Source organism: Microbacterium sp. zg-B185, from assembly GCF_030246885.1.
Classification (GTDB): domain Bacteria; phylum Actinomycetota; class Actinomycetes; order Actinomycetales; family Microbacteriaceae; genus Microbacterium.
On record NZ_CP126739.1, the window covers coordinates 2,900,258 to 2,923,441 of the forward strand.

21 protein-coding genes are annotated in these 23,184 nt (G+C 64.4%); 13 read left to right on the forward strand and 8 right to left on the reverse strand.

Features of this window, described 5'->3' with window-relative positions:
* Window positions 1–243: 243 nt before the first annotated feature.
* The 3 genes from glmM to rplM are packed head-to-tail and all read right to left on the reverse strand — an operon-like array spanning window position 244 to window position 2,576.
* Window positions 244–1,602, reverse strand: a complete 1,359-nt coding sequence (glmM, locus tag QNO12_RS13865) for a phosphoglucosamine mutase (protein WP_257501573.1) — start codon at window positions 1,600–1,602, stop codon at window positions 244–246.
* A gap of 17 nt (window positions 1,603–1,619) precedes the next feature.
* A complete protein-coding gene (rpsI, locus tag QNO12_RS13870) occupies window positions 1,620–2,099 on the reverse strand; it encodes a 30S ribosomal protein S9 (RefSeq protein ID WP_285178036.1) in 480 nt (159 codons plus the stop codon).
* 30 nt (window positions 2,100–2,129) lie between these two features.
* Window positions 2,130–2,576: a 50S ribosomal protein L13 gene (gene rplM, locus QNO12_RS13875; RefSeq protein WP_257501572.1), complete on the reverse strand. Its 447-nt coding sequence runs from the start codon at window positions 2,574–2,576 to the stop codon at window positions 2,130–2,132.
* Between the two features lie 330 nt (window positions 2,577–2,906).
* Between rplM and QNO12_RS13880 the strand changes: the two genes are divergently transcribed.
* Complete coding sequence (locus QNO12_RS13880; protein ID WP_257501571.1) at window positions 2,907–3,053, forward strand: hypothetical protein; 147 nt, start codon at window positions 2,907–2,909, stop codon at window positions 3,051–3,053.
* Window positions 3,054–3,660: 607 nt separating this feature from the next.
* On the opposite strand, the gene QNO12_RS13885 is transcribed toward QNO12_RS13880, so the two are convergent.
* Window positions 3,661–5,154 carry an HNH endonuclease signature motif containing protein gene (locus tag QNO12_RS13885; protein WP_257501570.1) on the reverse strand — a complete coding sequence of 498 codons (1,494 nt, stop codon included), beginning with the start codon at window positions 5,152–5,154 and terminating at the stop codon, window positions 3,661–3,663.
* Window positions 5,155–5,463: 309 nt separating this feature from the next.
* Between QNO12_RS13885 and QNO12_RS13890 the strand changes: the two genes are divergently transcribed.
* A complete protein-coding gene (locus QNO12_RS13890; protein WP_257501569.1) occupies window positions 5,464–6,489 on the forward strand; it encodes an acyltransferase family protein in 1,026 nt (341 codons plus the stop codon).
* A 49-nt stretch (window positions 6,490–6,538) separates the two neighbouring features.
* On the opposite strand, the gene QNO12_RS13895 is transcribed toward QNO12_RS13890, so the two are convergent.
* The gene (locus tag QNO12_RS13895; RefSeq protein WP_257501568.1) at window positions 6,539–7,822 is read right to left on the reverse strand and encodes an acyltransferase family protein; all 1,284 of its coding nucleotides are present in this window, start codon (window positions 7,820–7,822) and stop codon (window positions 6,539–6,541) included.
* 683 nt (window positions 7,823–8,505) lie between these two features.
* Here QNO12_RS13895 and QNO12_RS13900 point away from each other — a divergent pair.
* Window positions 8,506–8,655 (forward strand): hypothetical protein, encoded by a 150-nt coding sequence (locus QNO12_RS13900; RefSeq protein ID WP_257501567.1) that lies wholly within the window; start codon window positions 8,506–8,508, stop codon window positions 8,653–8,655.
* A 374-nt stretch (window positions 8,656–9,029) separates the two neighbouring features.
* Window positions 9,030–10,079 (forward strand): acyltransferase family protein, encoded by a 1,050-nt coding sequence (locus QNO12_RS13905; protein ID WP_257501566.1) that lies wholly within the window; start codon window positions 9,030–9,032, stop codon window positions 10,077–10,079.
* Between the two features lie 299 nt (window positions 10,080–10,378).
* Here the strand turns inward: QNO12_RS13905 and QNO12_RS13910 are convergent, their stop codons facing one another.
* The 3 genes from QNO12_RS13910 to QNO12_RS13920 form a co-directional block, all read right to left on the reverse strand.
* Window positions 10,379–11,044, reverse strand: a complete 666-nt coding sequence (locus QNO12_RS13910; protein WP_257501565.1) for a CPBP family intramembrane glutamic endopeptidase — start codon at window positions 11,042–11,044, stop codon at window positions 10,379–10,381.
* Between the two features lie 187 nt (window positions 11,045–11,231).
* Complete coding sequence (locus QNO12_RS13915; RefSeq protein WP_257501564.1) at window positions 11,232–11,786, reverse strand: hypothetical protein; 555 nt, start codon at window positions 11,784–11,786, stop codon at window positions 11,232–11,234.
* A 198-nt stretch (window positions 11,787–11,984) separates the two neighbouring features.
* Window positions 11,985–12,815, reverse strand: a complete 831-nt coding sequence (locus QNO12_RS13920) for a CPBP family intramembrane glutamic endopeptidase (RefSeq protein WP_257501563.1) — start codon at window positions 12,813–12,815, stop codon at window positions 11,985–11,987.
* 35 nt (window positions 12,816–12,850) lie between these two features.
* Between QNO12_RS13920 and QNO12_RS13925 the strand changes: the two genes are divergently transcribed.
* The 9 genes from QNO12_RS13925 to QNO12_RS13960 all read left to right on the forward strand — a co-directional run bounded on the left by QNO12_RS13925 (window position 12,851) and on the right by QNO12_RS13960 (window position 23,163).
* Complete coding sequence (locus tag QNO12_RS13925) at window positions 12,851–13,444, forward strand: arsenate reductase/protein-tyrosine-phosphatase family protein (RefSeq protein ID WP_257501562.1); 594 nt, start codon at window positions 12,851–12,853, stop codon at window positions 13,442–13,444.
* Window positions 13,445–13,562: 118 nt separating this feature from the next.
* A complete protein-coding gene (locus QNO12_RS13930) occupies window positions 13,563–15,098 on the forward strand; it encodes a tyrosine-protein kinase domain-containing protein (RefSeq protein WP_257501561.1) in 1,536 nt (511 codons plus the stop codon).
* Window positions 15,099–16,265: 1,167 nt separating this feature from the next.
* Complete coding sequence (locus QNO12_RS13935; RefSeq protein WP_257501675.1) at window positions 16,266–17,756, forward strand: sugar transferase; 1,491 nt, start codon at window positions 16,266–16,268, stop codon at window positions 17,754–17,756.
* Between the two features lie 181 nt (window positions 17,757–17,937).
* On the forward strand, window positions 17,938–18,768 hold the full coding sequence (locus QNO12_RS13940) for a glycosyltransferase family 2 protein (protein ID WP_257501560.1): 831 nt from the start codon (window positions 17,938–17,940) through the stop codon (window positions 18,766–18,768).
* A gap of 371 nt (window positions 18,769–19,139) precedes the next feature.
* Window positions 19,140–19,388: an acyltransferase gene (locus tag QNO12_RS17070; RefSeq protein WP_350338526.1), complete on the forward strand. Its 249-nt coding sequence runs from the start codon at window positions 19,140–19,142 to the stop codon at window positions 19,386–19,388.
* Window positions 19,372–19,968 (forward strand): acyltransferase, encoded by a 597-nt coding sequence (locus tag QNO12_RS13945; protein WP_285178037.1) that lies wholly within the window; start codon window positions 19,372–19,374, stop codon window positions 19,966–19,968. The genes QNO12_RS17070 and QNO12_RS13945 overlap by 17 nt, the downstream gene beginning before the upstream one ends.
* Window positions 19,969–19,975: 7 nt before the next feature.
* Window positions 19,976–21,295 carry a lipopolysaccharide biosynthesis protein gene (locus QNO12_RS13950; protein WP_257501559.1) on the forward strand — a complete coding sequence of 440 codons (1,320 nt, stop codon included), beginning with the start codon at window positions 19,976–19,978 and terminating at the stop codon, window positions 21,293–21,295.
* Window positions 21,296–21,949: 654 nt separating this feature from the next.
* The gene (locus QNO12_RS13955) at window positions 21,950–22,666 is read left to right on the forward strand and encodes a hypothetical protein (RefSeq protein ID WP_257501558.1); all 717 of its coding nucleotides are present in this window, start codon (window positions 21,950–21,952) and stop codon (window positions 22,664–22,666) included.
* Entirely contained in the window at window positions 22,663–23,163 is a 501-nt protein-coding gene (locus QNO12_RS13960; protein WP_257501557.1) for an acyltransferase, read from the forward strand. Before QNO12_RS13955 ends, QNO12_RS13960 begins: the two co-directional genes overlap by 4 nt.
* Window positions 23,164–23,184 lie beyond the last annotated feature (21 nt).

The window sequence follows — 23,184 nt, forward strand, 5'->3', positions numbered from 1 at the left end:
TCGAGCGCACGACGTGTCCGCGCGCAGAACCCGTGCACTCGGCGCTAACCCGTGCGCTCGGCGAACAGCGCGGCGGCGGGACGCGGCGTCCAAGCGCTAAACCCGGAGCCGCGAGCGCCCGACCCGCCCGCGAGCGCACGACTTCGCGTCGAGCGCACGACGTGTCCGCGCGCGCGACCCGTGCACTCGGCGCTAACCCGTGCGCTCGGCGACAACGGGGCAAGAAGACAACGCAAGCAGCAGCTACAGCGCGAGCCGCTCGCGCACCACGTCGGCAAGCTGCTCCGCGTACTCGGACGCGACCTCGGCCGAGGCGGCCTCCACCATCACGCGCACCATCTCCTCGGTGCCCGAGGGGCGCAGCAGCACGCGTCCGGAGTCGCCGAGTTCCGCGGCGACCAGGGCCACGGCATCCGCCACGCCCGAGTCGGTCGCGGCGAGCGTGCGATCCACGCCGCGCACGTTCACGAGCACCTGCGGGTACACCGTCATGACCGACGCGAGCTCGGCGAGGGTCTTGCCCGAGCGGGCCATCTCGGCCATCAGGTGCAGGCCCGTGAGCAGCCCGTCGCCGGTGGTGGCGTACTCGCTCATGATCACGTGGCCGGACTGCTCGCCGCCGAGGGAGTATCCGCCCGCGTCCATCGCCTCGAGCACGTAGCGGTCGCCGACACCGGTCTGCACGACGGTGATGCCATGGTCGGCCATCGCGCGGTGCAGGCCGAGGTTGCTCATCACGGTCGCGACGAGGGTGTCCTTCACCAGGTGTCCGCGGTTCTTCATCGCGACGGCGAGGATCGCCATGATCTGGTCGCCGTCGATGATGCGTCCGCGCGCGTCCACGGCCAGGCACCGGTCGGCGTCCCCGTCGTGCGCGATGCCGACGTCGGCGCCCACGCGCACCACGTGCGCGGCGAGCGAATCCAGGTGCGTGGAGCCGACACCGTCGTTGATGTTCATGCCGTCCGGGTCGGCGCCGATAACGGTGACGCGGGCGCCGGCGTCGCGGAAGGTCTCGGGTGAGACTCCGGATGCCGCGCCGTGCGCGCAGTCCAGCACGACGTGCAGGCCGTCCAAGCGGTGCGGCAGGGACGCGAGCAGATGGACGACGTAGCGGTCCTCGGCATCCGCGAACCGGCGGATGCGTCCGACCCCTGCGCCGGTGGGCTGCAGCTTCGGTGCCGACATGGCCGCTTCGATGCGTCGCTCGACCACGTCGGGGAGCTTGACACCGCCGCTGGCGAAGATCTTGATGCCGTTGTCCGGGGCGGGGTTGTGGGATGCCGAGACCATCACGCCGAAGTCGGCGTCGATGTCGGCGATCAGATAGGCGGTGGCCGGGGTGGGCAGCACGCCCGCGTCGAGGACGTCGACACCGGACGAGGCCAGGCCGGCCGCGACAGCGGCGGAGAGGAATTCACCCGAGACGCGGGGGTCGCGTGCGACGACCGCGGTCAGGCGTTTGCCGGCGGCCCTCCGGGCCTCGGCGGTACGCCCCTGGCCCAGGACGACAGCAGTCGCCTGGGCCAGGGTCAATGCGAGATCGGCGGTGAGGGGGCCGTTGGCCAGCCCCCGCACCCCGTCCGTGCCAAAGAGCGGCATGCGGAGCGGAGAACCGATCAGCGCTTCGAGTACTGAGGAGCCTTGCGGGCCTTCTTGAGACCGGCCTTCTTGCGCTCGATGACGCGGGCGTCACGCGAGAGGAAGCCGGCCTTCTTCAGGGTCGGGCGGTTGTTCTCCTCGTCGATCTGGTTGAGCGAACGGGCGATGCCGAGGCGCAGTGCGCCGGCCTGGCCCGAGTCGCCACCACCCGAGATGCGTGCGATGACGTCGTACGCGCCGGTGAGGTTGAGCACCGTGAACGGGTCCGTGATCAGCTGCTGGTGCAGCTTGTTCGGGAAGTAGTCCTCGAACTTGCGGCCGTTGACGGTGATGGTGCCCGAGCCGGGGATCAGTCGCACGCGGGCGATGGCCTGCTTGCGACGACCGACCGCGGCGCCGGGAACGCTGAGCACAGGGCGCTCAACGGTCTCGACGGTCTGGTCGGCCGGGGTCTCGGTCGAGAAGTTGCTTTCGTTGGATTCTTCGAGATTCGCCACGAGTGTGTCCTTAGTCAGTCTGGGAGGCGCTTACTGGGCGACCTGGTCGAGGATGAAGGTCTTGGGCTGCTGTGCACCGTGGGGGTGCTCGGCGCCGCGGTAGACCTTGAGCTTGGAGAGCTGCTGCGCACCCAGGCTGTTCTTCGGGAGCATGCCGCGGACGGCCTTCTCGACGGCCCGCTCGGGGTTCTTCGCGAGGAGCTCTTCGTACGTGACCGACTTCAGGCCGCCCGGGTAACCGGAGTGGCGGTAGGCCTTCTTCTTCTGGAGCTTCTGGCCCGTCAGCGCGACCTTGTCGGCGTTGATGATGATGACGAAGTCGCCCATGTCCATGTGGGGGGCGAAGGTCGCCTTGTGCTTGCCGCGGAGGAGAACTGCCGCGTGGCTTGCCAGCCGGCCGAGAACGACGTCGGTGGCGTCGATGACCAGCCACTCACGCTGAGCTTCGCCAGCCTTGGGGGTGTACGTGCGCGTCACAATAGTGCTGCTTTCTTGATTCGAACGGAGATGTTCGTGAATCCCGCTCCGGGGGGTTTGGTTCGGGATGCCGGACCAAACGCACCAGTGGAGGGCTCACGTTCGCGGTGCGAGGCCAGCAGGGCACAGGCACCAAGGGTCGATTCTACGGCATCGGGATGCCGGGGCCAAACACGCTGCGAAAAGCGGAGCGGTGCTGCTGCCGAAAGTCGGGGTGCTGGACTAGTCTCGCAGCACGGCCCGCGATGACGCGGTTGCCGCTGCGTCCGCGGATGACGAGAGATCCAGGCACCGATGATGGATTCGAGTGGTTTTCGCCAGATAGGTGGGTTGAGCCCGATCGTGATACCCGCCGTGCTCGGATTGCTGGTCGCGTCGGCGATCGCCGTGTCGTTGGTGCGTGTGTCGGTTGCGCTGCGGGACGACGCCGAACGTGAGGCCGAGCTGGACGGCTGGGCTTTCGCGAACCTGTCCTGAGCTGCCTTCTGCCTGGCCTTCGCCGTCGGGATGCCGCGGCCGAACACCCGATGGGCCTTTGGTCCCTTGACTCGGGTCCGCGCGAGGTTCACGCTGTGTTCGATGGCGGTACTGGGGTCGCTGCGGGGGTTCCGACGCGCGGGGGTGCGTCGGAAGTTTGGGGGAATCGATGACCGTTCTGTGGTCGCGCTCGGCTGGGGTTGCGCGCGGTGGTCCGGGGGTTGTCGTTGTCGGTGGGTTTGCTGTCCCCGCCCGGGCGGATGTCCCGCCATCTGTTGATCGCGGACCGGCGGTGGGTTGACCGGTATCCGCGGAGATCTGACCGTGCACATCGAGCGAGGCTCCGGCGGTGCTTTCGTCGAGCCCGGACAACGGTCCGGGCCGACGCTGCTTCCGTATGGAGCTTCGGGTGACGGTCACTGGGCCAGCGAGCGAGGCGAGGCTTCTGGGGTGTCGCGCCTCGCTCGCTGTCAATCTGCCCCGCCCGGGCACGCACGCGGTGCCCGGGCGCCACCTGTCCCGCGCTCGCCGCGCTCCACGAGCCCCCGTGCACGCCGGGCGCCGCCGGCACCGTCCCGCGCACACCGCGCTCGTGCTATCCCCCGACTCACGCCGCCCGCCAGCCTCGCCTCTCGGTCGGCGGCGGATCCCACGCCCACGCGATCGGCGACTTCGTCTTGAGCGCGATCGGATCACCCCGCCCGGGCGGTGGATGCAGAACGAAAGCTCCGAGATCCGCGCGCGTGATCCGCCATCCGTTGTTGTGAAGCAGCATGTGGTGGAACCGACACAGCAGGATGCCGCGGTCCACGTCCGTTCGACCCTCATGCTCCTGCCAGTGATCGCAATGGTGCGCTTCGCAGTACGAGGCCGGGACGCAGCATCCGGGGAACATGCATCCGCCGTCGCGAACCGCCAGCGCGATCCGCTGCCGCGCCGAGTACAGGCGCTGTTCGCGACCGAGCTTCAGCGGATTCCCCTGCCGGTCGAAGATGATCTCCTGCGCGCCGACATCGCACAGCGCCCGGTCGATGACCGACCCGGGAACCGCGTCGCCCCGATCCTCGAAGTGCCCGGTCGCAACCATCCGACCGAAGGCATCGCGGGGTCCGATCGCGTCCTTGATCACAACCATGCGCACCCCGGGCTGCCGCGCGCCGAACACATCGCTCGCCGACGCGAGCGCTCCGGCCTTCCACAGGTCCAGCATCAGGTCGTACGCGAGCTGTTCGTCCGTCCGCGGATCCTTCATCAGAGCGTCGGCGGCTGCCGCGGCATCCGAATCCACGAACCGCGGACCACCCCGCCGCGGTCGCAGTGCGGAATCCCAGATCGCATCGACCCAGGCCCACCCTTCGTCCTCGAAGATGATGCTCGCCCGGTGCACACCGTCCTGGTCGGTCCACCTGCGGATCGACCGGTCCTCGTACCGACGCGCGAAGCGCTCCTCCGCGCCGACCGGATCCAGCGCGTCCCGCACCTGGCGAGCGCGGCGCAGCAGCTCTTCCACCGGCATCCCGTCGATTTCGGTCAGCAGTTGCTCGGCGGCGCACGACCACACCTCGCGCACCACGTCATCGGAGGCGCCGGCGGTCTCGAGCGGCGGCTCCCCCAGCCCGCGGCGAATCGCGTCGTGCTGCGCCGGTGTGATCCGTCCGCTCAGCATCGCCGCGCGCAGCGGCTGATGCCACGGCCCACCCGCCGTCAGCGAGCGAGGCGCCGTCTCGGCCGCATCGGATGCCGGCGCCACCGTCGGCTCGCCCTCCAGCAGCGCCTGGCCGACGCGCACTGCGCGTGCGGCATCCGCCTTCGTGCCACCGGTGATCGACTGGATCAACGCAACTGGAGTGCTGTGCCCGTGCACCGCCGCGACACCGGAGTGACCGAGGTCGCGGGTCGACCGTTCGGCGAGGACTCCGGCGCCGACCGCCATCAGGTTCTCCACTCCGTTGTTCAGCGCAGCGGCCGTCGCCACGAACGACAGCGCCTGCTGGCTGTCCGCGCGACGCAGCAACCCGGACAGCTCCCCGAGCTCGAAGTCCTGCCCGAACTGCGCACGAAGCGAGTCGAGGTGACCCTGAAGCTCGGATAAAAAACCCATAGTCCATGGTGACATCGGCCCCCGACATTCCGAGATAGGTCGCACCCTGTTGTGAACAACAACACCGCTCGCGATGCTGTGGAGGAATGGCCGCGCATCGACCGCGCACACGCCGCGCAACCACCGCACGACCGCGGCGTATCCCCCGCCCACGCGCCCCGCAGCCAGCGCCCACCCCCGTCCCACAGCCAGCGCCCACCACCCGCGCACCCACCCGTTCAAACAGCGCCCACCCCGGCACAGCCCCCACACACAGCCCCACCCGAAAATCGGCGATCATCCGTAACACGCGACTGGCATGCTTACGCAATGACAGACGCCCCGGCATCCCGCATCGAGTGGATGGACGTGCTTCGGGGCACCTCGATCGTGCTCGTCGTGTTCAACCACGCGATCCTGTTCGCGAGCTCCGTGCCGACCGGGTCGCCCGAGATCGCGTGGGCTCTGAATCAGGTCTTCGCGCCGATCCGAATGCCGCTGATGGTGTTCCTGTCGGGCCTGCTGGTCGCGCCGTCCCTGGCACGCGGCTGGAAGGTGTACCTCGGCGGCAAGGCCCGACGCGTGCTGTATCCCTACCTCGTCTGGTCCGCCATCGCGCTCGTGCTGCTCTACCTGTGGGGCATCCGCGATGGTCTCGTCGGGGGCGCCACCCCCGCCCCGGTGACGGCGTGGGAACCACTCCGGGTGCTGTACGACCCGCTCGAGCACCTCTGGTTCCTCTACGACCTGTTCCTCTTCTATGTGATCGCGCTGGCGATCACCCGCATCTCACCGCTGTGGATCGCCGCGGCAGCTCTGGTTGCGGCCGCCCTCGTGCCTGAGTTCAGCGTGCGGCGGTTCCTCTTTCTGCTGGTGTTCTTCCTTCTCGGCGTCTGGATGTCGCAGCATCCGGGAACGCTGAATCGGGTCTTGTCGCGGCGGTGGGTCCTCTGGGTCTGCGCGGCGGTGTCGGTCGGCACGGTGGCGGCTGTCGTCGTCGGCATCGGGTTGCGCTATACGGCGATCTCAGCGCCGTTCGCCGCCGCGGGCATCGGCTTGGCCATCCTGGCCGCGCGGCGGATCGGCAGCGCCGGTGTGCTGCGGCCGCTGCGGTTCGTCGGTCGTGACAGTCTCGTCTTCTACATCGTGCATTGGTGGCCGACCAGCCTCGGGGTCGCGATCGGCGCCGCAACGGGCAACGGGTGGGTCGCCCTGCTGGCCGGCACGGTAGTGGGACTGCTCGTCAGCACCGCAGTGGCGTGGCTGATCCGCGTCTGGCCACCGCTCAACTGGCTCTTCTCGGCACCCCAGCGTCACGTCGTGCCCACCGAGTCCCGCTCGCGGGATTCGTTCTAGCTGCCCTCACCGAGCGGCGGATGCTGCCCTCACCGAGCGGATGCTGCCCTCACCGCGCGGCGGGCACGCCCTCCCCCGGTCCAGCCGGTCGCGGAGTGGTGCGGTCCGTCCGCGACTTGCGCCGCATCGCCGGGCGTTCGACGAAGAAGTACGTGAGCGAAGCGAGCGCGACCGAGATCGCCGTCACCATCGCCAGGCTCATCGCCCAGCCCGACACAGAGGTACTGTCGTGCGGCACGTGCGCGCGAACCCACCACGCGACCGGTTCGTGCCACAGATACACGCTGTAAGAGATGAGTCCCAGGTACCGGAGAGGCAACCACTCCAGAACCCGTGCCGCGGCGTTTGCCGTGTGGTCCGCTCGGCCGGGCAGGACGACGAACACGACCGCCGCTGCACTCACGCCGACGAGGGTGGTCGCTATGGGTCCGCCGTATCGGGCACCGACGAATGCAAACACGAGCCCGAGCGCGAGCCCGCCGTATCGCATCCACGAGCGGGTGCGCACGACTCCGCGCTGTTCCAGCCAGACGACGAGGGCGGCGATGCCCATTCCGAATCCGAAGAGCTCGGCCTGGGCGAGGACGCTGCGGTCCAGGACCGCGAGCCAGGTCGATCCCCACAGGGCTTCCAGCTGTGCGGTCGGTGGCTGTCCGGCCACCAGGACCAGGACGATCACCGACGTGACCACTCCGACGATCACCATCAACCAGACGGGGGCCAGCGCCGCCTGCACCGGCTTCCATCCCCTGGCGACCAGAAAGCTGCCCAGCCCGAACAGCGCCGGCAGCAGCAGATAGAACAGCAGTTCCGCGCCGAGCGACCAGGCCGGGCCGATTCCGGTCATGATCGTGCCGGGAAAGAAGCTCTGCAGCAGCGAGAGATTGGCGACGAACGTCCACGGGTCGGTGATCATCCCGACCGGAGGCGGGTTGCCGTTGAGGGTGGCGGTTAGCGCGTTCTCGGTCAGCAGAGTCTGCAGAACGAAGTTGGCGAGCAAGAAGATCACGATGTACGCGGGCAGGATGCGCAGCATCCGGTTCCGCAGATAGCCGCCGATGGTGGGGGCGCGCCGCCCCGCGATGAGCGAGTACACGAACGGCCGGTACAGCAAAAAGCCGGACAGCACGAAGAAGACCGTGAGCCCATGCTGCGCCATCTCGGTGAGGCTGAAGACGCCACCCACTGCGCTTCGTCCGTCGGTGAGATAACGGGTGGTGTGATGTGCCACGACGAGCAGAGCTGCGATGCCGCGGATGCCTTCGATGCCGGCCAGACGCCGACCCCACGATGGCTGCGCGGCGAGGTCGAGCTCACGAGGTGTGCTGGACATGCTCGGAGCATAGTGTCAGGCGACCTGAACAGTGGCGGGTGCGCGAGCAATCCGCCGAATTACGTGACCAGCCGGCGAAGGCCTCGCCAGGGACCGATGCTGTGGCGGAACCGCCGCAGACCCGGGCGCAGCGCAGCCCGACCTATAAGAGTTGCCGGTGCCGGCGGACGCGCCGATGGTGTTGGAGACAGCGTCCGACGGCACCTACCCGACCGCTCCTCGCATCCGCCGCCTTGGAGGACAGCATCGTGCATGGTTCGGACCCGGGCATGAACGACCCTACGGGGCGCCGCGGACACGACCGGGGGCCTTGTCATCGCTGGCGGAGTTCGATACGGCACGCAACCGACGGCGCGGCGGCGGCGCCGTCGGCACGCTTGCTTGGGGGGCTGAGCGAGTTCCGACGGCACCTGACCGTCACCGGTGATCGGCGTACCGCCGTGGGGCAGCGGTGTCCTGCGCGAGTTCGGGCTGGCACTCACCCTAGGACCACAATGCGACCGCTCTCATCGGGGGTTTCTACGGGTGCGCGGTGGGGACCTACAGGGAAACGCGGCGTGCGTCCCCGGGCGATCCGATACTTTGCACGGTCGCGGCTGGTCATTTGTGTTCGGCGCACACGATTATGCTCGCCGATATCCGCTCTGAGGCGGTGTTCGAGTTCGCGATTGCTGGGAGAGCCAATGAACAGCCGACGCCGCCGAGGATCGCGCGACATCACGCCGAGATGGTGGCAGCGCGAGGTGGGCGGCATGCCCGTGTGGGGATTAGTCGTGACCCTCGCCGTGCTGGTGATCATCGCGGTGTTCAGCCTGATCAACGTGCCGCGCTGACGCCTAACGAGCCCGCAAGTCCTCAGTGGAAAAGGCTGCGCTTTACGCCAGCAGACGTTACGAGTCCGATGGTGTGTAAAGCCGTTTGTGAAATCAGAGCGACACCCAGCCGCCAAATGATTTAGACCACGGTGGCGCGGCCCGCGCCCACGCCGAAGATCCCAATCGTCAGGAGAGCGCATACTTGAGCCCCCGCAGAAGCCTCAACGAGGAAACGCAAATGGGCCAGCTCGGCGGCGGTGCCGGCGCATAAACGCTGCTTGATAAACGCGTCGGGCGAAACAGGCGACTGCGCTCGTATCTAAGCACGGTTGTGTACACAAGGCTGGTGGGTGGTTACAAGTCCGACACATGCTCGTGCGAGGATGCTCGGCATGGCCGCTACCACCAGCACCGAAGACACTGTTCCGAGCGCGCGACATCTGAACCCGCGCGTTCGGGCTGGCCTGGACGTTGCTCGCGCGGCTGCCGCTGTATACGTAGTACTGCATCACACGACGGCGGGTCCGCTCGCCGTCCTGTTCTCGTTTGGGCAGGAAGCGGTTCTGGTGTTCTTCCTGCTGTCCGGATTTGTCATCTTCGCGAACGAGCACGAACGCGTAATGCGGCCGGGTGGATATTATCTGCGACGCTTACGGCGCATCTATCCGCCGATGCTTTTCGCCATGCTCGTATCGACTGCGCTATGGGCAACAGGATTGATTGAGGCGGAGTTCACATGGCAAAGCCTCGTCGGGACCTTGGTATCCGTTCAAGACATCGCCTTCTTGAAGCCCGGTGTGATCAGTGACCCGTACCTTGGGAACGACCCTCTGTGGTCTCTGTCGTACGAGGTGTTCTTCTACCTCATATTTCCTCTAGTAATGATCCTTTGGCGGCGCTCACGGAGCGCGACCCGACTTCTCGTCCCCGTCGTAGCTGTGGTCGCGTATGGGACATTCCTAGTCTGGCCGAATCACTTGTCGCTCGTCCTGGCGTACTTCGTTGTGTGGTGGGTCGGCGGCATGGCAGCACATCTTTACCTAGATGGACGACTCACGATCAAAGACGCTGCTCCCGAACTAGTGGGTATCGGCTCACTGGTTGTCACCACTGGGGTGGGTGTTGTCGCCTACGGATTCGCGGGCCTCGGGTACTTCCCGTTCCTCATACTGCGCCACTGCGTCGTGGTGTTCGCGCTGTTCCTTCTATTGCTCACGCCCGTGAGACACGGGTTAGCGGCGCTGAGCTATCGCGTTGCGCGGCCGGCCGCAGCTATCGCGGGGGTCTCGTACGGTCTGTATGTCGTGCACTTCCCGTTGATGGTTCAGACGGGCGCTATGGCCACGTGGTGGTATGTTCCCGCGCTCGTGATAACTGTCGGTGTCGCTTGGATTGCGGACAAGTGGGTTCCGTCACTAATGCCACGGGCGCCGCGGGACTGAAGATGCCGGTTTCGACACAGGCGCCCTGCAGCGGGAACGGACGACGTGCGCTTGGCTCCTCCCGTCCGGAGTCAGGCCGGGCATGAGTGGGCCAAGCCAAAGGCTTGCCCAGCTACGCCAGTTGAGACGCGTGGGTGCGTCAGCGAGGCTCGGCGCAGCGCCGCAATTGGCAGACCGGAAGCGCAAGCCCTGGGGCCTGACATTCTCCCTTATCGTTTCGCCGGAACTGCAGTCATTGGCCGGCGCATCGCTGTCCATCATCGCCGAGTGACAAAGCCGCTGTCGCGGAGTCGTGCGCACTACCCGAGCAGCAACACAACTCCAACGGCGTTGAATGAGGCATGTGCGATCAGTGCGGCGCCGAGCCGCCCAGTGATCGCGTTCAGGATCCCGCACCCGAGGCCGACGCCGAAGGTTCCGATCGCCAGCGACACCGCGATATTCGAGCCCCAAGGCACGAAATGCAATGACGCGAACGCGAAGGTCGAGACCACGATCGCGATCACCGAAGCTACCCCGGCGCCGCCGACGATTTGCGATGCGCGGCCCTGCGATAACCCGTCGACCAGCGCCCGCAGCACCAGCCCTCGGAAGAACCATTCCTCGGCGAACGGTGAGATCAGCACTGCGCCGACGACGACCACAACGGTCGTGGCCAGCGTGGGCTGGCCGAAGGGCCCGCCCAATGTCCCCGTGGTCGGCGCAACCAGCTCGACGATCGCGCGTATGACGAGCCCGACTCCCAGGCCGTACGCCAGGTCTATCCACCGCCACGACCGGATGCCGGTGGCACGAGCTATCCCGACCCTCGACGCCGCGATACCCCCACCTATCACCGCGATTGCCAGCGGCAGGTTGATGAGGACGAGATCGAGGACCGAGAGTAGCCATTCGGGGAGCGCGACCCATCGCGCACGGAGGTTGAGATAGACGGTGAGCAGCAGAAGAGTTCCGACGAACCCCAACCCGGCAAACATAAGAGCAAGGCCGGGCCGCGAATACGCCCGAATGGACGCACCCCCTGGTTCCGACGAACCGGCGTGCTCCGCTGGCGCTCCCGCGCTTATCGCCATGCCCATCTACCTCTCAGCTCGAAAACCCACAGCGAAGGCCCCAGACTTGCGCCCGGGGCCTTCGTTAGGTGCTGAAGTATCAGTTGCTGGTGTGCGCGCGACGACGTGCGACGCCAGCTGCGATGGCGATGCCACCGATACCGATGGCGCCAACACCGAGCCACAGGGCTGCAGCCGGCAGCTCGTTACCCGTAGCCGGAAGGCCACCCGAACCACCTGTTCCGCCACCGGTGCCACCAGTGCCACCGCCGGCGCCGCTACCGACCGCGGAAACGCTGATAGCGACCGAGCCGAGTTCGAATCCATCGGCGTCACGTGCGAAGACGGTGTAGTTGCCCGGCTCGGATGCCGTGAACGTGACCGAAGCACTGCCGTTGGTGACCGGCTTGATGACGGGTCCGACGGCCGCGAGCACGATCGAAGAGAGAGCGCCGCCGTTGGCAGTGAAGTACACGCTGTCGATGTCGTCGCCGAGGTTCGTCACGGTGACCGTGATCGGTTGGCCTACGGTAATCGTGGAGTCGGCGACGACAACAGCCGGCTCCTCGGAGCCCGAGTAGGCGGTAGCGGCAGAAGCGCCGCCGAGGACGAGAAGACCTGCGACAGCAGCCGCAGTGAAGACTTTTTTGAGCATGTGGAGAACCCCCGGGGGAATGGTTTCGCGACTGGACGGCTGGCGGAACCCTCTATGGGATTCCTATGTCTTGGGAAACCTTAGCAATACCTCAGGACTTCTGACGAGTCGAATTCGTTTCAGCGAGGTAACAAATTATGCGCCATTGTCCCCCATTCGGGGGACATGCCATGAACATATCGTGAATATTCCGCAGATCTACACCAGGAACGCGCCCGCCAAAGAAATGACAACAAAAGTCAAATTGAAGCCGACGTGCGCCAGAACGGCACCCCAGATTCGCCCGGTCAACACAACGAGCATGCCGCAGGCCAGGCCAAGTAGTGCAAGCGACACGACCTGATCGGTCGATTCTCCGCCCGCTAACCCGTGCAGCAGAACGAACAGACCCGTACTGATGACGACCGCAACCAGACCCGCAGCAACCTGCCCGAAAGGGCGCCGCAGCACGGTGTACAGGGCGACGAGTATCACCGCGCGAAAGTAGAACTCCTCGACGACTGGTGCGATCGTGATGACCGAGACCACATCGGTGAACCACCAGATACCCGACAGCTCACCGTTCACCAGCGGATAGGCCGGCAGAGCACCGGATCCTCCGGCTGCTACTTCAAGCCATCCCTGAATGACTCGCAGCGCTCCGGCCAACGCGACGCCGTACAGCAAGTCGAGCAGGCGGAAGCGCAGCAAGCCGGCCGGCCGCGACCGACTAAGAGCCCAGACCACAGGTACGAGCATCCCCATCCAAAGAACGGCAGTAGCGGATGCCGCACCCTCAGGTGTCGGCCATAACCACGACAGCAACGTCCCGGCCAGAATCGCAACACCCAAAGAAAAAAGCGCCGTCGCCAGCAGCCATTCGCGCCACCGGCTTACCGTGCGGCCGCCTAGCCGCCAGTCGGCGCGCGGGTGCGGGAGCCTGTGCGATGCCTCACGTCGCACGGCTCGATCAAGCATCGGCCCTGCGCCCCGCGTGGCCGCGCTGTTCGCGTGATCAGGCGTTGTTACGTCGATAGAGTGGTCGGGCACGCGCCCACGTTACCTCGCCTTGCGGAGGCCTCTTCGTGTTCGACATTCTCACGGTCTGCACGGGCAATATCGCCCGTTCACCCCTCGCCGAACAGCTTCTGCGCGCGCGCCTCGCCCCGCTCGAGGGCAAGGTTCACAGTGCGGGCACTAGCGGCCTCCGTGCAGTCTCAATGACGCCAGAAGCAGTCGAGATGGCCCGCCGGCTCGGAATCCCTGCGATGGACTCGGCGGCTCACCGTTCCCGATACTTGACTGAGGCAATGCTCGAATCCCCAGACCTCATTCTCACGATGACGCGCGAACACCGGCGCCTTGTCGCCGAATTGGCCCCCTCGCGACTGCGCAGCACGTTCACAGTCCGTGAGTTCGCCCGGCTCGCCACCACAGTGGCGGACGACGAACTGCGTGCGGCCGCTGATACGGTCGGCTCGGAACCGGCAGCCAGGGTTCGCGCAGCGGCGGCAGCGGTCGCATCCCAGCGCGGAATGCTCCCGCCACCAGTCGATCCGGCCGACGACGACGTGATCGACCCGTATAAGAGGCGCATGGACGTTTACGAGCGCTCTGCCAATGAACTGGATTCGGCAATTGACGAAGTCGTTCGCGTACTGCGAGTGGTGCTGGCGTAACGCCCCGGGCGCCACGCGCGCTGGGTTTTGGCTTGCGCCACGAACAAAGTCCTCTGCTGCCGCTGTGGCAGGATGAACGCAACTCGCGTTCCCCCACTCAGCGCGACCGAGAGGCACCATGGAGCTCACCGACTACATCCGCATCCTGCGCAAGAACTGGCTCATCATCGTGGTCGCGACACTCCTTGGAGTGGGAGTTGCTGCCGGTTGGTCACTGACTAGGACACCACAGTACGAGGCGTCGAGCACCGTATTCGTCTCGACGCAGGCCGGTGGCACCATCGGTGAACTGCAGCAAGGCCAGAGCTTCACCCAGTCCCGTGTGACGACGTACGCGAACCTGGTCGCAACACCGATCGTGATGAACCCAGTGATTGCGCAGCTCGGCCTCGGGGTCACCGCGGGCCAGCTTGCAAGGAACGTGACCGCGTCGAGCCCGGTCAATACGACGCTCATCACCATTACGGTTACCGACGATGACCCAGTCGCCGCCGCAGACATCGCCAACTCCCTTGGCGCGAGCCTCACCAGCGCGGTCGAGTCGATCGAGACGCCGAACGGAACGGAGACCAGTCCCGTGCGGCTGACGCGCGTGAAGGACGCGCTTCCGGCGCTCGCACCGTCGAGCCCGAACGTCCCGCTCAATTTGGCTGTGGGCGCATTGGTGGGACTGGCTCTCGGCGTCGGAGTGGCGGTCCTTCGATCCATGCTCGACACGCGCATCCGCACCCCGCGCGACGTGGAAGCGGTAACCGACCGGCCCCTGATCGGCGCGATCGCATTTGATCCCAAGGCCAAAGAACGTCCGCTCATCGTGCACGTCGACCCGCTGAGCCCTCGGGCCGAGTCGTTCCGCGCCCTACGCACGAACCTCCAGTTCCTCGATATGGGTGGCCGCTCAAGCTTCGTGATCACCTCGAGCGTTCCGAGCGAGGGCAAGTCGACTACCACCATCAACCTTGCCATCGCCCTTGCTGACGCCGGCAAGCGTGTCGCGCTGCTCGACACTGACTTGCGCAAACCGAAGGTCGCCGAGTACCTGGGGATCGAGGGCGGCGTCGGACTGACGGACGTGCTCATTGGTCGCGCCCGCATTGGAGACGTCATGCTGCCCTGGGGTGGGCGCACGCTTTACGTGCTACCTGCAGGCAAAATCCCTCCCAATCCGAGCGAACTGCTTGGATCGAAGCAGATGCATACCCTGCTGGAAGTACTCGAACGCGACTTCGACGTCGTTCTGTGCGACGCGCCACCGCTTCTGCCCGTGACCGATGGCGCGATCCTTGGGAAAGCGACTAGCGGCGCGATTGTTGTAGTGTCAGCCGGCCGCACGAGCAAGCACCAGTTGTCGGGCGCAGTCGATGCACTCGAAACGGTTGGCGCGAAGATTGCCGGCGTGGTGCTGTCGATGGTCCCCACCCGAGGCCCAGACGCCTACTACACATACGGGGCGGGCTACGGGTACGGGTACACCGCCGGTCGGGAGAACGGCCCGCGCGGTCCAAAAAAACGTCGCGCTAACCGTCGTCCAGGGGAGCGCCGGAGCGGCCCCGAACCGTTTGCCGGTCCTTCTAACTTGCTCCCACCCCAGAACGACCCACGGGCGGCGACGCGTCCGGAGTCACTCCCCCACGGTTCAGCCCCTCCGGCGTAGGAGCCCACTAATGACCAATCCGCCCGCCCCAAGGCGCGGATCGCGGCTGGTAAGTGTCGCCTCGCTGTCAGCGCTCGCCTCTGGGGTTTGCGTCCTCGCGGTCATGGCCCTGCTCCACGCGAACCCCTCCGTGCCGCAGGGTCCGCCCGCGACTACCCCCACTTTTGCCCTCGGGGTGCAAAGGCCGACTCCGACGCCAACTCCCACGCCGACACTCGCCGCCGAGAGGGACCAGGAGCGCTACCTTTCTAGCGTTTCTGGGAGTCTTTGGCGAGCAACTGCCGGGGCATGCGGCGGTGCGAGTCCGCATGTGGAGCGCTCGAGCGACGGCGGAGAAAACTGGGTAAACGTGACCCCTTTGTATACCGGGATCTCTCAAATTGCTTCCCTAGAGGGGATTACGGTTGACGCGGTAGCCGCCGTCGCGGCGGTTGGGCCGCTATGTGAAACGCAGGCCATGCGGAGCTTTACGAACGGTCAGTTCTGGGAGGCCTACCCGGATGCGTTGGGAGGATCGCATTACATCGATCCAGTTGACCCCGCTCTTATCCACATCGGGTCTTCGGACCTTGAAGCCCCATGCGCCGAACCGTACGGTTTGCGTGCAATTGGCGAAGTCGTGGGTCTCATCTGCACTAACGAGGCGCAGCTTTGGGTCGATGGGATATGGACGCGACTACCAAGTCCCGGAGCCGTGAGTCTTGCGGTCGCAGGTGGAGATGTGCTGGTAGCTCACATCGACGGCAACTGCCTCGGGATCGCTGTTACCCGGTTCATCGCCGCCGACCCCCGCCAGCCCGTTTCAGCTGGTTGTGCCCCCGAGGCCGACCCGGCCCAGCCTGTTGCGATTGCATCTGATCCGCGCGGCACGTTGATATGGTCGCGAGATCGTCTCTTCGCAGTGAAATGAGACTCGCCGCAAACGACTGGCACGCGAGCCCATCCGATGTCCACCTCAGCGCATAATGCGTCTCAAAGACGACACCCCGGCCGACGGCACAAGCGCGACACAACTGTCTGCCTGACGAAACATGGTCGTTACGCGCGGCTGTTAGTCTCGTCGGTGGGAGACTTAACTACGGGAGCATACCTTTGACGTCGAGTCTGCACATCGACGCGACAACGTCGCCGCCGGAACCCGACCAACAGGTCGCCGGCGTTCCCTCCGTGGGGTCGCGCCTCAGAATACCCAGTGGCTTCCTTCAACGTCGGAAACACCACCCACGTTGGCGGGAACGCTACGCGGGGCGACTGCGAGTCAGCGATCTGCTCGTGCTGGTGTGGGCGGTGTATGGAACCCAGCTGGTGTGGTTCGGGGCCGGCAGCGCCCAGGTTGCGATTCGCGCGGACAGCCGCCTGAGCGAGGTCTCATATTGGCTGTTTTCAGCTGTTCTTGTCCTGGCGTGGATGTGGTCTCTGAGCCTAATTGATTCGCGCAGTTACCGCGTCATCGGGACTGGTGCGACCGAGTACATCCGAGTCATTCATGCGAGCGTTGCGCTTTTTGGATTAATTGCGATTCTCGCTTTCCTTGCCAGAGTCGATGTTGCGCGCGGCTACTTGCTAATCGCCCTGCCCCTCGGGATATTTGTCCTTGTGCTCGAGCGCTGGCTCTGGCGCCAGTGGCTCAACGCCAAGCGATCAGCAGGCGAATACTCCGCAAGAGTGCTTTTGGTCGGCTCGCGGGAGTCAGTTGCACAAATCGCTCGCGAGTTGCAACGCTCGTCCAGCGCCGGGTACCGCGTAGTCGGCGCGTGCGTTCCGTCGGGCAAGGTCGCCGAGACGATCGCTGGCACCGACGTGCCGATCATGGGTAACGTCAACGCGATCGAACGCGCGATCGCTGCCACAGGCGCAGATACCGTGGCAGTTACAAGCACCGACGATCTGCCGCCGAATAAGGTCAAGCAGATCTCATGGAGCCTGGAAGCCGGTCGACAGCATCTCGTGTTGGCTCCGAGCATCACCGATATTGCCGGGCCGCGCATCCACACAAGACCTGTATCCGGGTTACCGCTGATCCACGTGGAGACGCCACGCTTCTCAAACGGCCAGCGGTTCGTGAAACGCACCGTCGATTTGGCTGCCGCCACGCTGGGCGTTGTCGTCATTAGTCCCGTACTTGCGTTCCTAGCGATCAGCGTCCGTCTTTCTGGACCGGGCCCGATCCTTTTCCGACAGACTCGCGTGGGGCTGGGCGGACATGAATTTCGAATGCTCAAATTCAGATCAATGGTGCCGAACGCCGAGCAACTCCTGGAGCAATTGATTCCACAAAACCGCGATTCCGGGAACGAGGTGTTATTCAAGATGAAGAATGACCCTCGCGTCACCCGCATAGGACAGTTCATGCGGAGGTACAGTCTCGACGAACTGCCTCAGTTGTTTAACGTTATAGGAGGTACGATGTCCCTGGTGGGGCCGCGGCCCTCACTGCCTACCGAAGTCGCTCAGTATGCGGACCACGTTCACCGTCGCTTCCTTGCGAAGCCTGGCATCACAGGCCTTTGGCAGGTCAGCGGTCGCTCGAGCCTGTCCTGGGAAGAGTCGGTTAGACTCGACCTTTCATACGTCGAGAATTGGTCACTGCTCGGCGACATCGTGATTCTCCTGAAGACGGGAAAAGCGGCCCTGCTACCTGGAGACACGGCACATTGACGGGTCATGCGGATGAGCGTCGAAGATTGAGCGAACCATACTTCCCGGCGGCAGTCTTCACCGCGCACCCAGCGCGCGATTCGCCGCCTCTTTGCCGCGGTCTCGCGCACGTGCTCGCCTGCCACTGAAGCAAAGCGTTCAACTCGTACCGAAAGAGGATTTCTTGCGTTCCGTCACAGCCATGCTTACGGTCTTCAACCGTCGGGAGGGAACTCTCCTCTGCCTACGTTCGCTGGCGCTCCAAAATGGCATGGGTGATCTTTTCGATCTTCGCGTGGTGCTCTTTGACGATGGGAGTTCTGACGGCACGGCCGCCGCGGTGAGAGCCGAGTTCGCGGATTTCGTGCACGTGATCGAAGGTAGCGGCGACCAGTTCTGGGCGCGTGGAATGGCCCTCGCGCACGTTACCGCGACGCAGGATGCACCGGACGCGGTGCTCTGGCTCAACGACGATGTGGAGCTTGATAGAGACTCTGTGAGCCGGGCTGTCGCCGCGATGACGGAGACTTCGGACGGCGCGATTATTGTCGGCGCTACGACGGCGCGGGGGGGCGGGGCGATCACATATTCGGGAGCGAGGCTCCGCACATCAAGACCGGGCAGCTTGGCCCCCGTCTTGCCGACCGACGGGCTAGTGAGGATCGACGCCTTCAACGGCAATTTCGTGTGTATTCCCCGCGCCGTTTACGAAGCGCTCGGTCCTGTGGAATCCAGGTACGAACACGCCTATGGGGATATCGATTATGGGCTTCGGGCTAGGGCACGTGGCATCCCTTGCTACCTACTCCCGGGCACTATTGGAAGTTGTGAACGCAACGGTGCGGAAGGGACTTGGCGCGACCGAACGGTAAGCAGGGCGGCGCGCTTTTCTATGTTGCTTGGGCGGAAAGGCTACCCGCCACGGTCTCATTGGTTGTTCAACCGGCGACATGGAGGCGTCATGGCGCCGATCTACTTCGTGGCGACCTACGCGCGGGCAGTCGGGGCAATCCTCCTCCGAAGGGCCGCGTGATGCTAAGACTTGGGCGGCGGGCGCTTTACCGCATCACGGAAGCTTTCACGCTCCGCAACCTGCGCCGACGGGGGGTCACTCTGGGCCGCAACGTCCGATTGCATGGTGCGCCGATCTGTACGCTCGTCGGTGAAACGAACATCTCCCTGGGCGACAATGTGGTGCTTGCGTCTCGCGCTTCTTCAACCGCGCTCGGAGTCTCCCAACCTGTAATCCTGCGCACGCTGGTTGAGGGTGCGGCAATCACTATCGGGGAGAACACCGGGCTTAGCGGCGCTGTAATCTGCGCCGCTTCTCGGGTGTCAATCGGCGCACGGGTGCTCATCGGCTCGGGAGTAATGATTGTTGACACGGACTTTCATCCGCTGGATATGTTGCCTCGTCGATCTGCTCCGGCGCCGGTCCCCACCATCGCCGATTCTGTGATTGTCGAAGACGATGTATTCATCGGCGCACGGTCCATCATCCTGAAGGGCTCACACATCGGCCGTGGGTCAGTCATCGGTGCGGGAAGCATCGTATCGGGGATAATACCCGAGGGTGTAGTCGCTGCGGGCAATCCCGCGAAGATCATACGACCACTGAGGACCGGGGATTCAGTTGATGCGCGATCGAACTAACGCGATCCTCCGCCGAGCGCGCTTAGTCTACTCCGCGCTCAATGCGAGGCGTCGTCGCGGTGAACGCATTGGACACGGTGTTGCTTTCGGCGAACGTCTGACGATCGGCAACGGTTCATGGCTGTGGGCACCCAGGCGTTTGAGCATTGGCAACGACGTCTCCGTGGGCAGCGGAGTTCGGATCGAAGTCGATGGCACGATTGGCGATCATGTCCTCATCGCGAATGGTGCCGCCATTGTCGGCCGGCGGGACCATGATATGTCGGAGATAGGGACATCTATCCGATATGCCCGCCGAGTGCATGAGCACCCGGAAGACCTTAGTCTCGCGACTCACATTGGCTCCGATGTGTGGGTCGGGTACGGGGCCATCATTCTCAGCGGCGTCATGGTGGGTGACAGCTCAATTGTGGGGGCGGGAGCGATTGTCATCTCGGACGTGCCGCCCAACAGCATCGTCGTGGGGAGTCCGGCCAGAGTGGTCGGCCAGCGGTACAGTGCGCAAGACTTCGTGGAGCATTGGAGGCAGCTTTCCGCGAACGGTGTACGCCCAAGCCGGGCATTGCGCGGCGAAGAATGACCTGCGCATGCCGCGGAAGCGGTGGTTGGAAGCCAGGTCGCCGGCTGTGAGGGACTTTGCTCGCAGCGGCGGCTCGAGGGTCTTGACCCTATTGCTCTCGTTAGTCCTGGTGACTTACAGCACCCGTCTCATTATCAGCTATCTCGGTACCGAGTCCTACGGCTATATAGCCCTCGTCGCGTCGCTCGCAGCGCTACTAGCCTTCTCCGATCTCGGAATAGGCACGGCGGTTACCACGGAAATTGCCCGATTGGGATTCGAGTCTGCGCGTGTTCAGGGCTTAATCGCCAGAGTCGTGCGAGCCCTAACTGGCGTGTCGATAGTGATCGTCATCCTCGCAGTCGTCACCTGGATCTTCGACCTTTGGCCGATAATATTCGCTGACCCGCAGCTACCTACATATATCACGACAGCCGCTTCGGTTTCACTGGTGTTTTTTGCGGTTTCGGTGCGCGCGGGTATCGGCTACCGGGTGTTGATAGGCATAAATCGCTCACATCTGGCGATCTACTGCCAACTGCTGGGCCCGATTATCGCGACCATGGTCTGCTTTTCCGCAGTCGCCCTCGACGGCCCAGCCTTCTATCTAGCGATAGCGGTGCCGCTCGGTAGCATGGTAGCAGCGGTCGCGACGCTGATCGTGGCGATGCGTACGACAGGCCTGAACCTACTCGCTCCCCGCTACAAAGGTTATATAGCCCAAGAAGACCGGCTAAGCATCGCGAAGTACTCGGTGCCGGCCTTCGCGGTATTGGTCGCGTCGCCGCTCATCTTTCAGTCCGACCGTCTCCTACTCGCGTGGTTCAGCACCCCGGCCGCGCTGGCTCAGTATTCAGTCTTAGCGCAACTCTACGGACCCGCAGTCAGCGTGGCCAACGCCATAGCGCTGCCACTCTGGTCCAAGTACTCAGCCAGCGAGGGGGCCGCCGACTTGAGTAGTCGGTTCCCGCGGCACGTCCTCCTACTGGGTGGGGTGGGCGTCGTCCTGGGCGTTTCACTCGTTGCTGTCGCCCCGCTGTACGCGGTGGTGGTATCCGCCGGCGCGCTCGGCGACCTGACTCTGCTCGCTTCTTCGTTCGCTTTGCTGATTGTCGCGCAGTCACTGCAACTCCCGGCCGGCATGTATTTAACCAGCCCGAAGGGGTTTCGAGCGTTGTCACTTCTATTCGCGATCGCAGTGCTCTTAAAGTTGGCGCTCAGCGTACTCTTCGTGCCCGCACTGTCCGCAGCCGGTCCCGTGCTAGCTAGCGTTGCTGCGGTCCTGTTCGCGATTACCGTTCCCTCGCTTCTCATAGCGGGTCGGTGGATGAAACGGGGAGCCGTATAAGCGATGAAAGGAATCAAAGCGCAGGACGCGGCACGCGTCCGCACCAGGCGGTCTGACCAGTTAGGTATGGTGTCCACCACGTCAGGCCTCGACGCAGCCTCGATGCCCCGGTTCTCAGCTGTAGTCGTTGCCATCGTCGTCTATACAGGTCTCGTCTCGAACGAGGGTGCGACATCCGCGTTGGCGGCTGGCCAATCCCTGAGTACGCTTTCATCCGCAGCAGGGTTGGCAACGTATTGGCAGTTCATTCGCGAGGCACTCACCATCATTCTTATAATGACGCTTTGGGTGCGTTCCGCTAGTTTCCGACGCCGTCGCGGGCTACCTGTGCGCATTCCGTCATGGCTTGCGCTCGTGTGGGTGTACACAGGGCTACAGATTGGCCGAGTTCTCCTCGACCCTAGTCTCCCTGACTCGTACGCGCTCTTAGGGATCCGATTTATATATATAGCCTCTCTTGTTCCGCTTATAGCCTGGATGGGGCGACCTCAGCGAAGCGTATTCACGAGGTGGCTCATCGCACTGCTCGTGCCCTTTCTTCTCATCCAGATCGGAATCGCTCTGAGCCAGGCACTTTTTGGGCCCGCTACCCTCGGCACGACCTGGCTCGGTTCGCGCCCCTGGGGCACATACAGTTCGGCGAATAATCTTGGAATGGCCGCGCTCGGGATACTTCTAGTCGTCGCTGTGTCACGCTCACGCCTCCGGCCCCTGTGGATGGTGGCAGCCCTCTTCCTCTGTGTCGTATCCGGATCACGCAACGCCATTCTGGGAGCTTTCCTCGCCCTCACCGGCCTTCTGATTGCGAGGTGGCGGTTTAGAGCCCTTGCAGTCCCCGCCATCGCAGCCGCCGCAGCAGTAGTCCTCAGTTTCGCCTCATCAAGTTCTATAAGCGGGCGGGAGATCGAGGGCGAGGGACGATTCGCTGCGTGGACGCAGTCGCTATCGCGGCTAAACGACCCCTTCCTGTGGCTATTCGGTAAAGGCCCGGGGACCGGAACCAACGCCGCTGTTGTCCTCGCTGGCAAGGACTCCGTTGGCGGAAACGCGGTGTCGGACTCTGGCGTCGTTATGGTCACGCTTGGGTTCGGAGTCTTGGGTGTCGTGATGCTCGTTGCTTGTCTGTTTACGGCGGTGAAGCGACTGCATCCGGAGATCACGCTGACGCTAATCCCGCCGATTGTGGTCTGCACAATTGTGTTCAATTCGCCGGAGGTGTCACCCTTCAACATCCTTGCAGCGGCTGCGCTCGGGATTAGTTGGGCTCACCCGCTGCAACGAACTGATCCAGCGGACTACCTACGGTTGTCGGATAGTGCGCCGGAAGTCCCAGTTAAGAGGCATGTGACATCGAAGGGTGTGCGAATATGAAATCCGCAGTTCGAGCGGCGCGCGTTGTCATACGTCGGATGGACCGTGTGCGCCACGCATTCGCGCGGTGGAAACTCATCGCCCAAGGTGCGGATGTCGGCCGCCGCGCACGTGTTTCACCGAGCGCCGTCGTTCGTGGCCCGCAAGGTCTCGTTGTCGGAGACGATGTCGCGATCGGTGATTTCGTTCATATTTGGGCCGGTGGTGGTATCGCCATCGGCGCCGACTCGTTGATTGCGGCACATTGCTCACTCGCGTCGCAGTCGCACGCTGTGGATGCTGTGCGGTCGGGCCTGCTATTCCGCAACTCCGAGGTCACAGCACCAATCACCATTGGAAGAAATGTCTGGATCGCTTCTAGCGTAACCATTAGCGCTGGCGTCACAATTGGCGACAATTGTATCGTCGGTGCCGGGTCCGTTGTCCTCAGTGATATCCCGCCGAACTGCCTCGCCGTTGGGGCGCCCGCTCGTGTCATTCGTAAACTGACGGCCTAGGCCGTGAACTCCGCAGGTCAA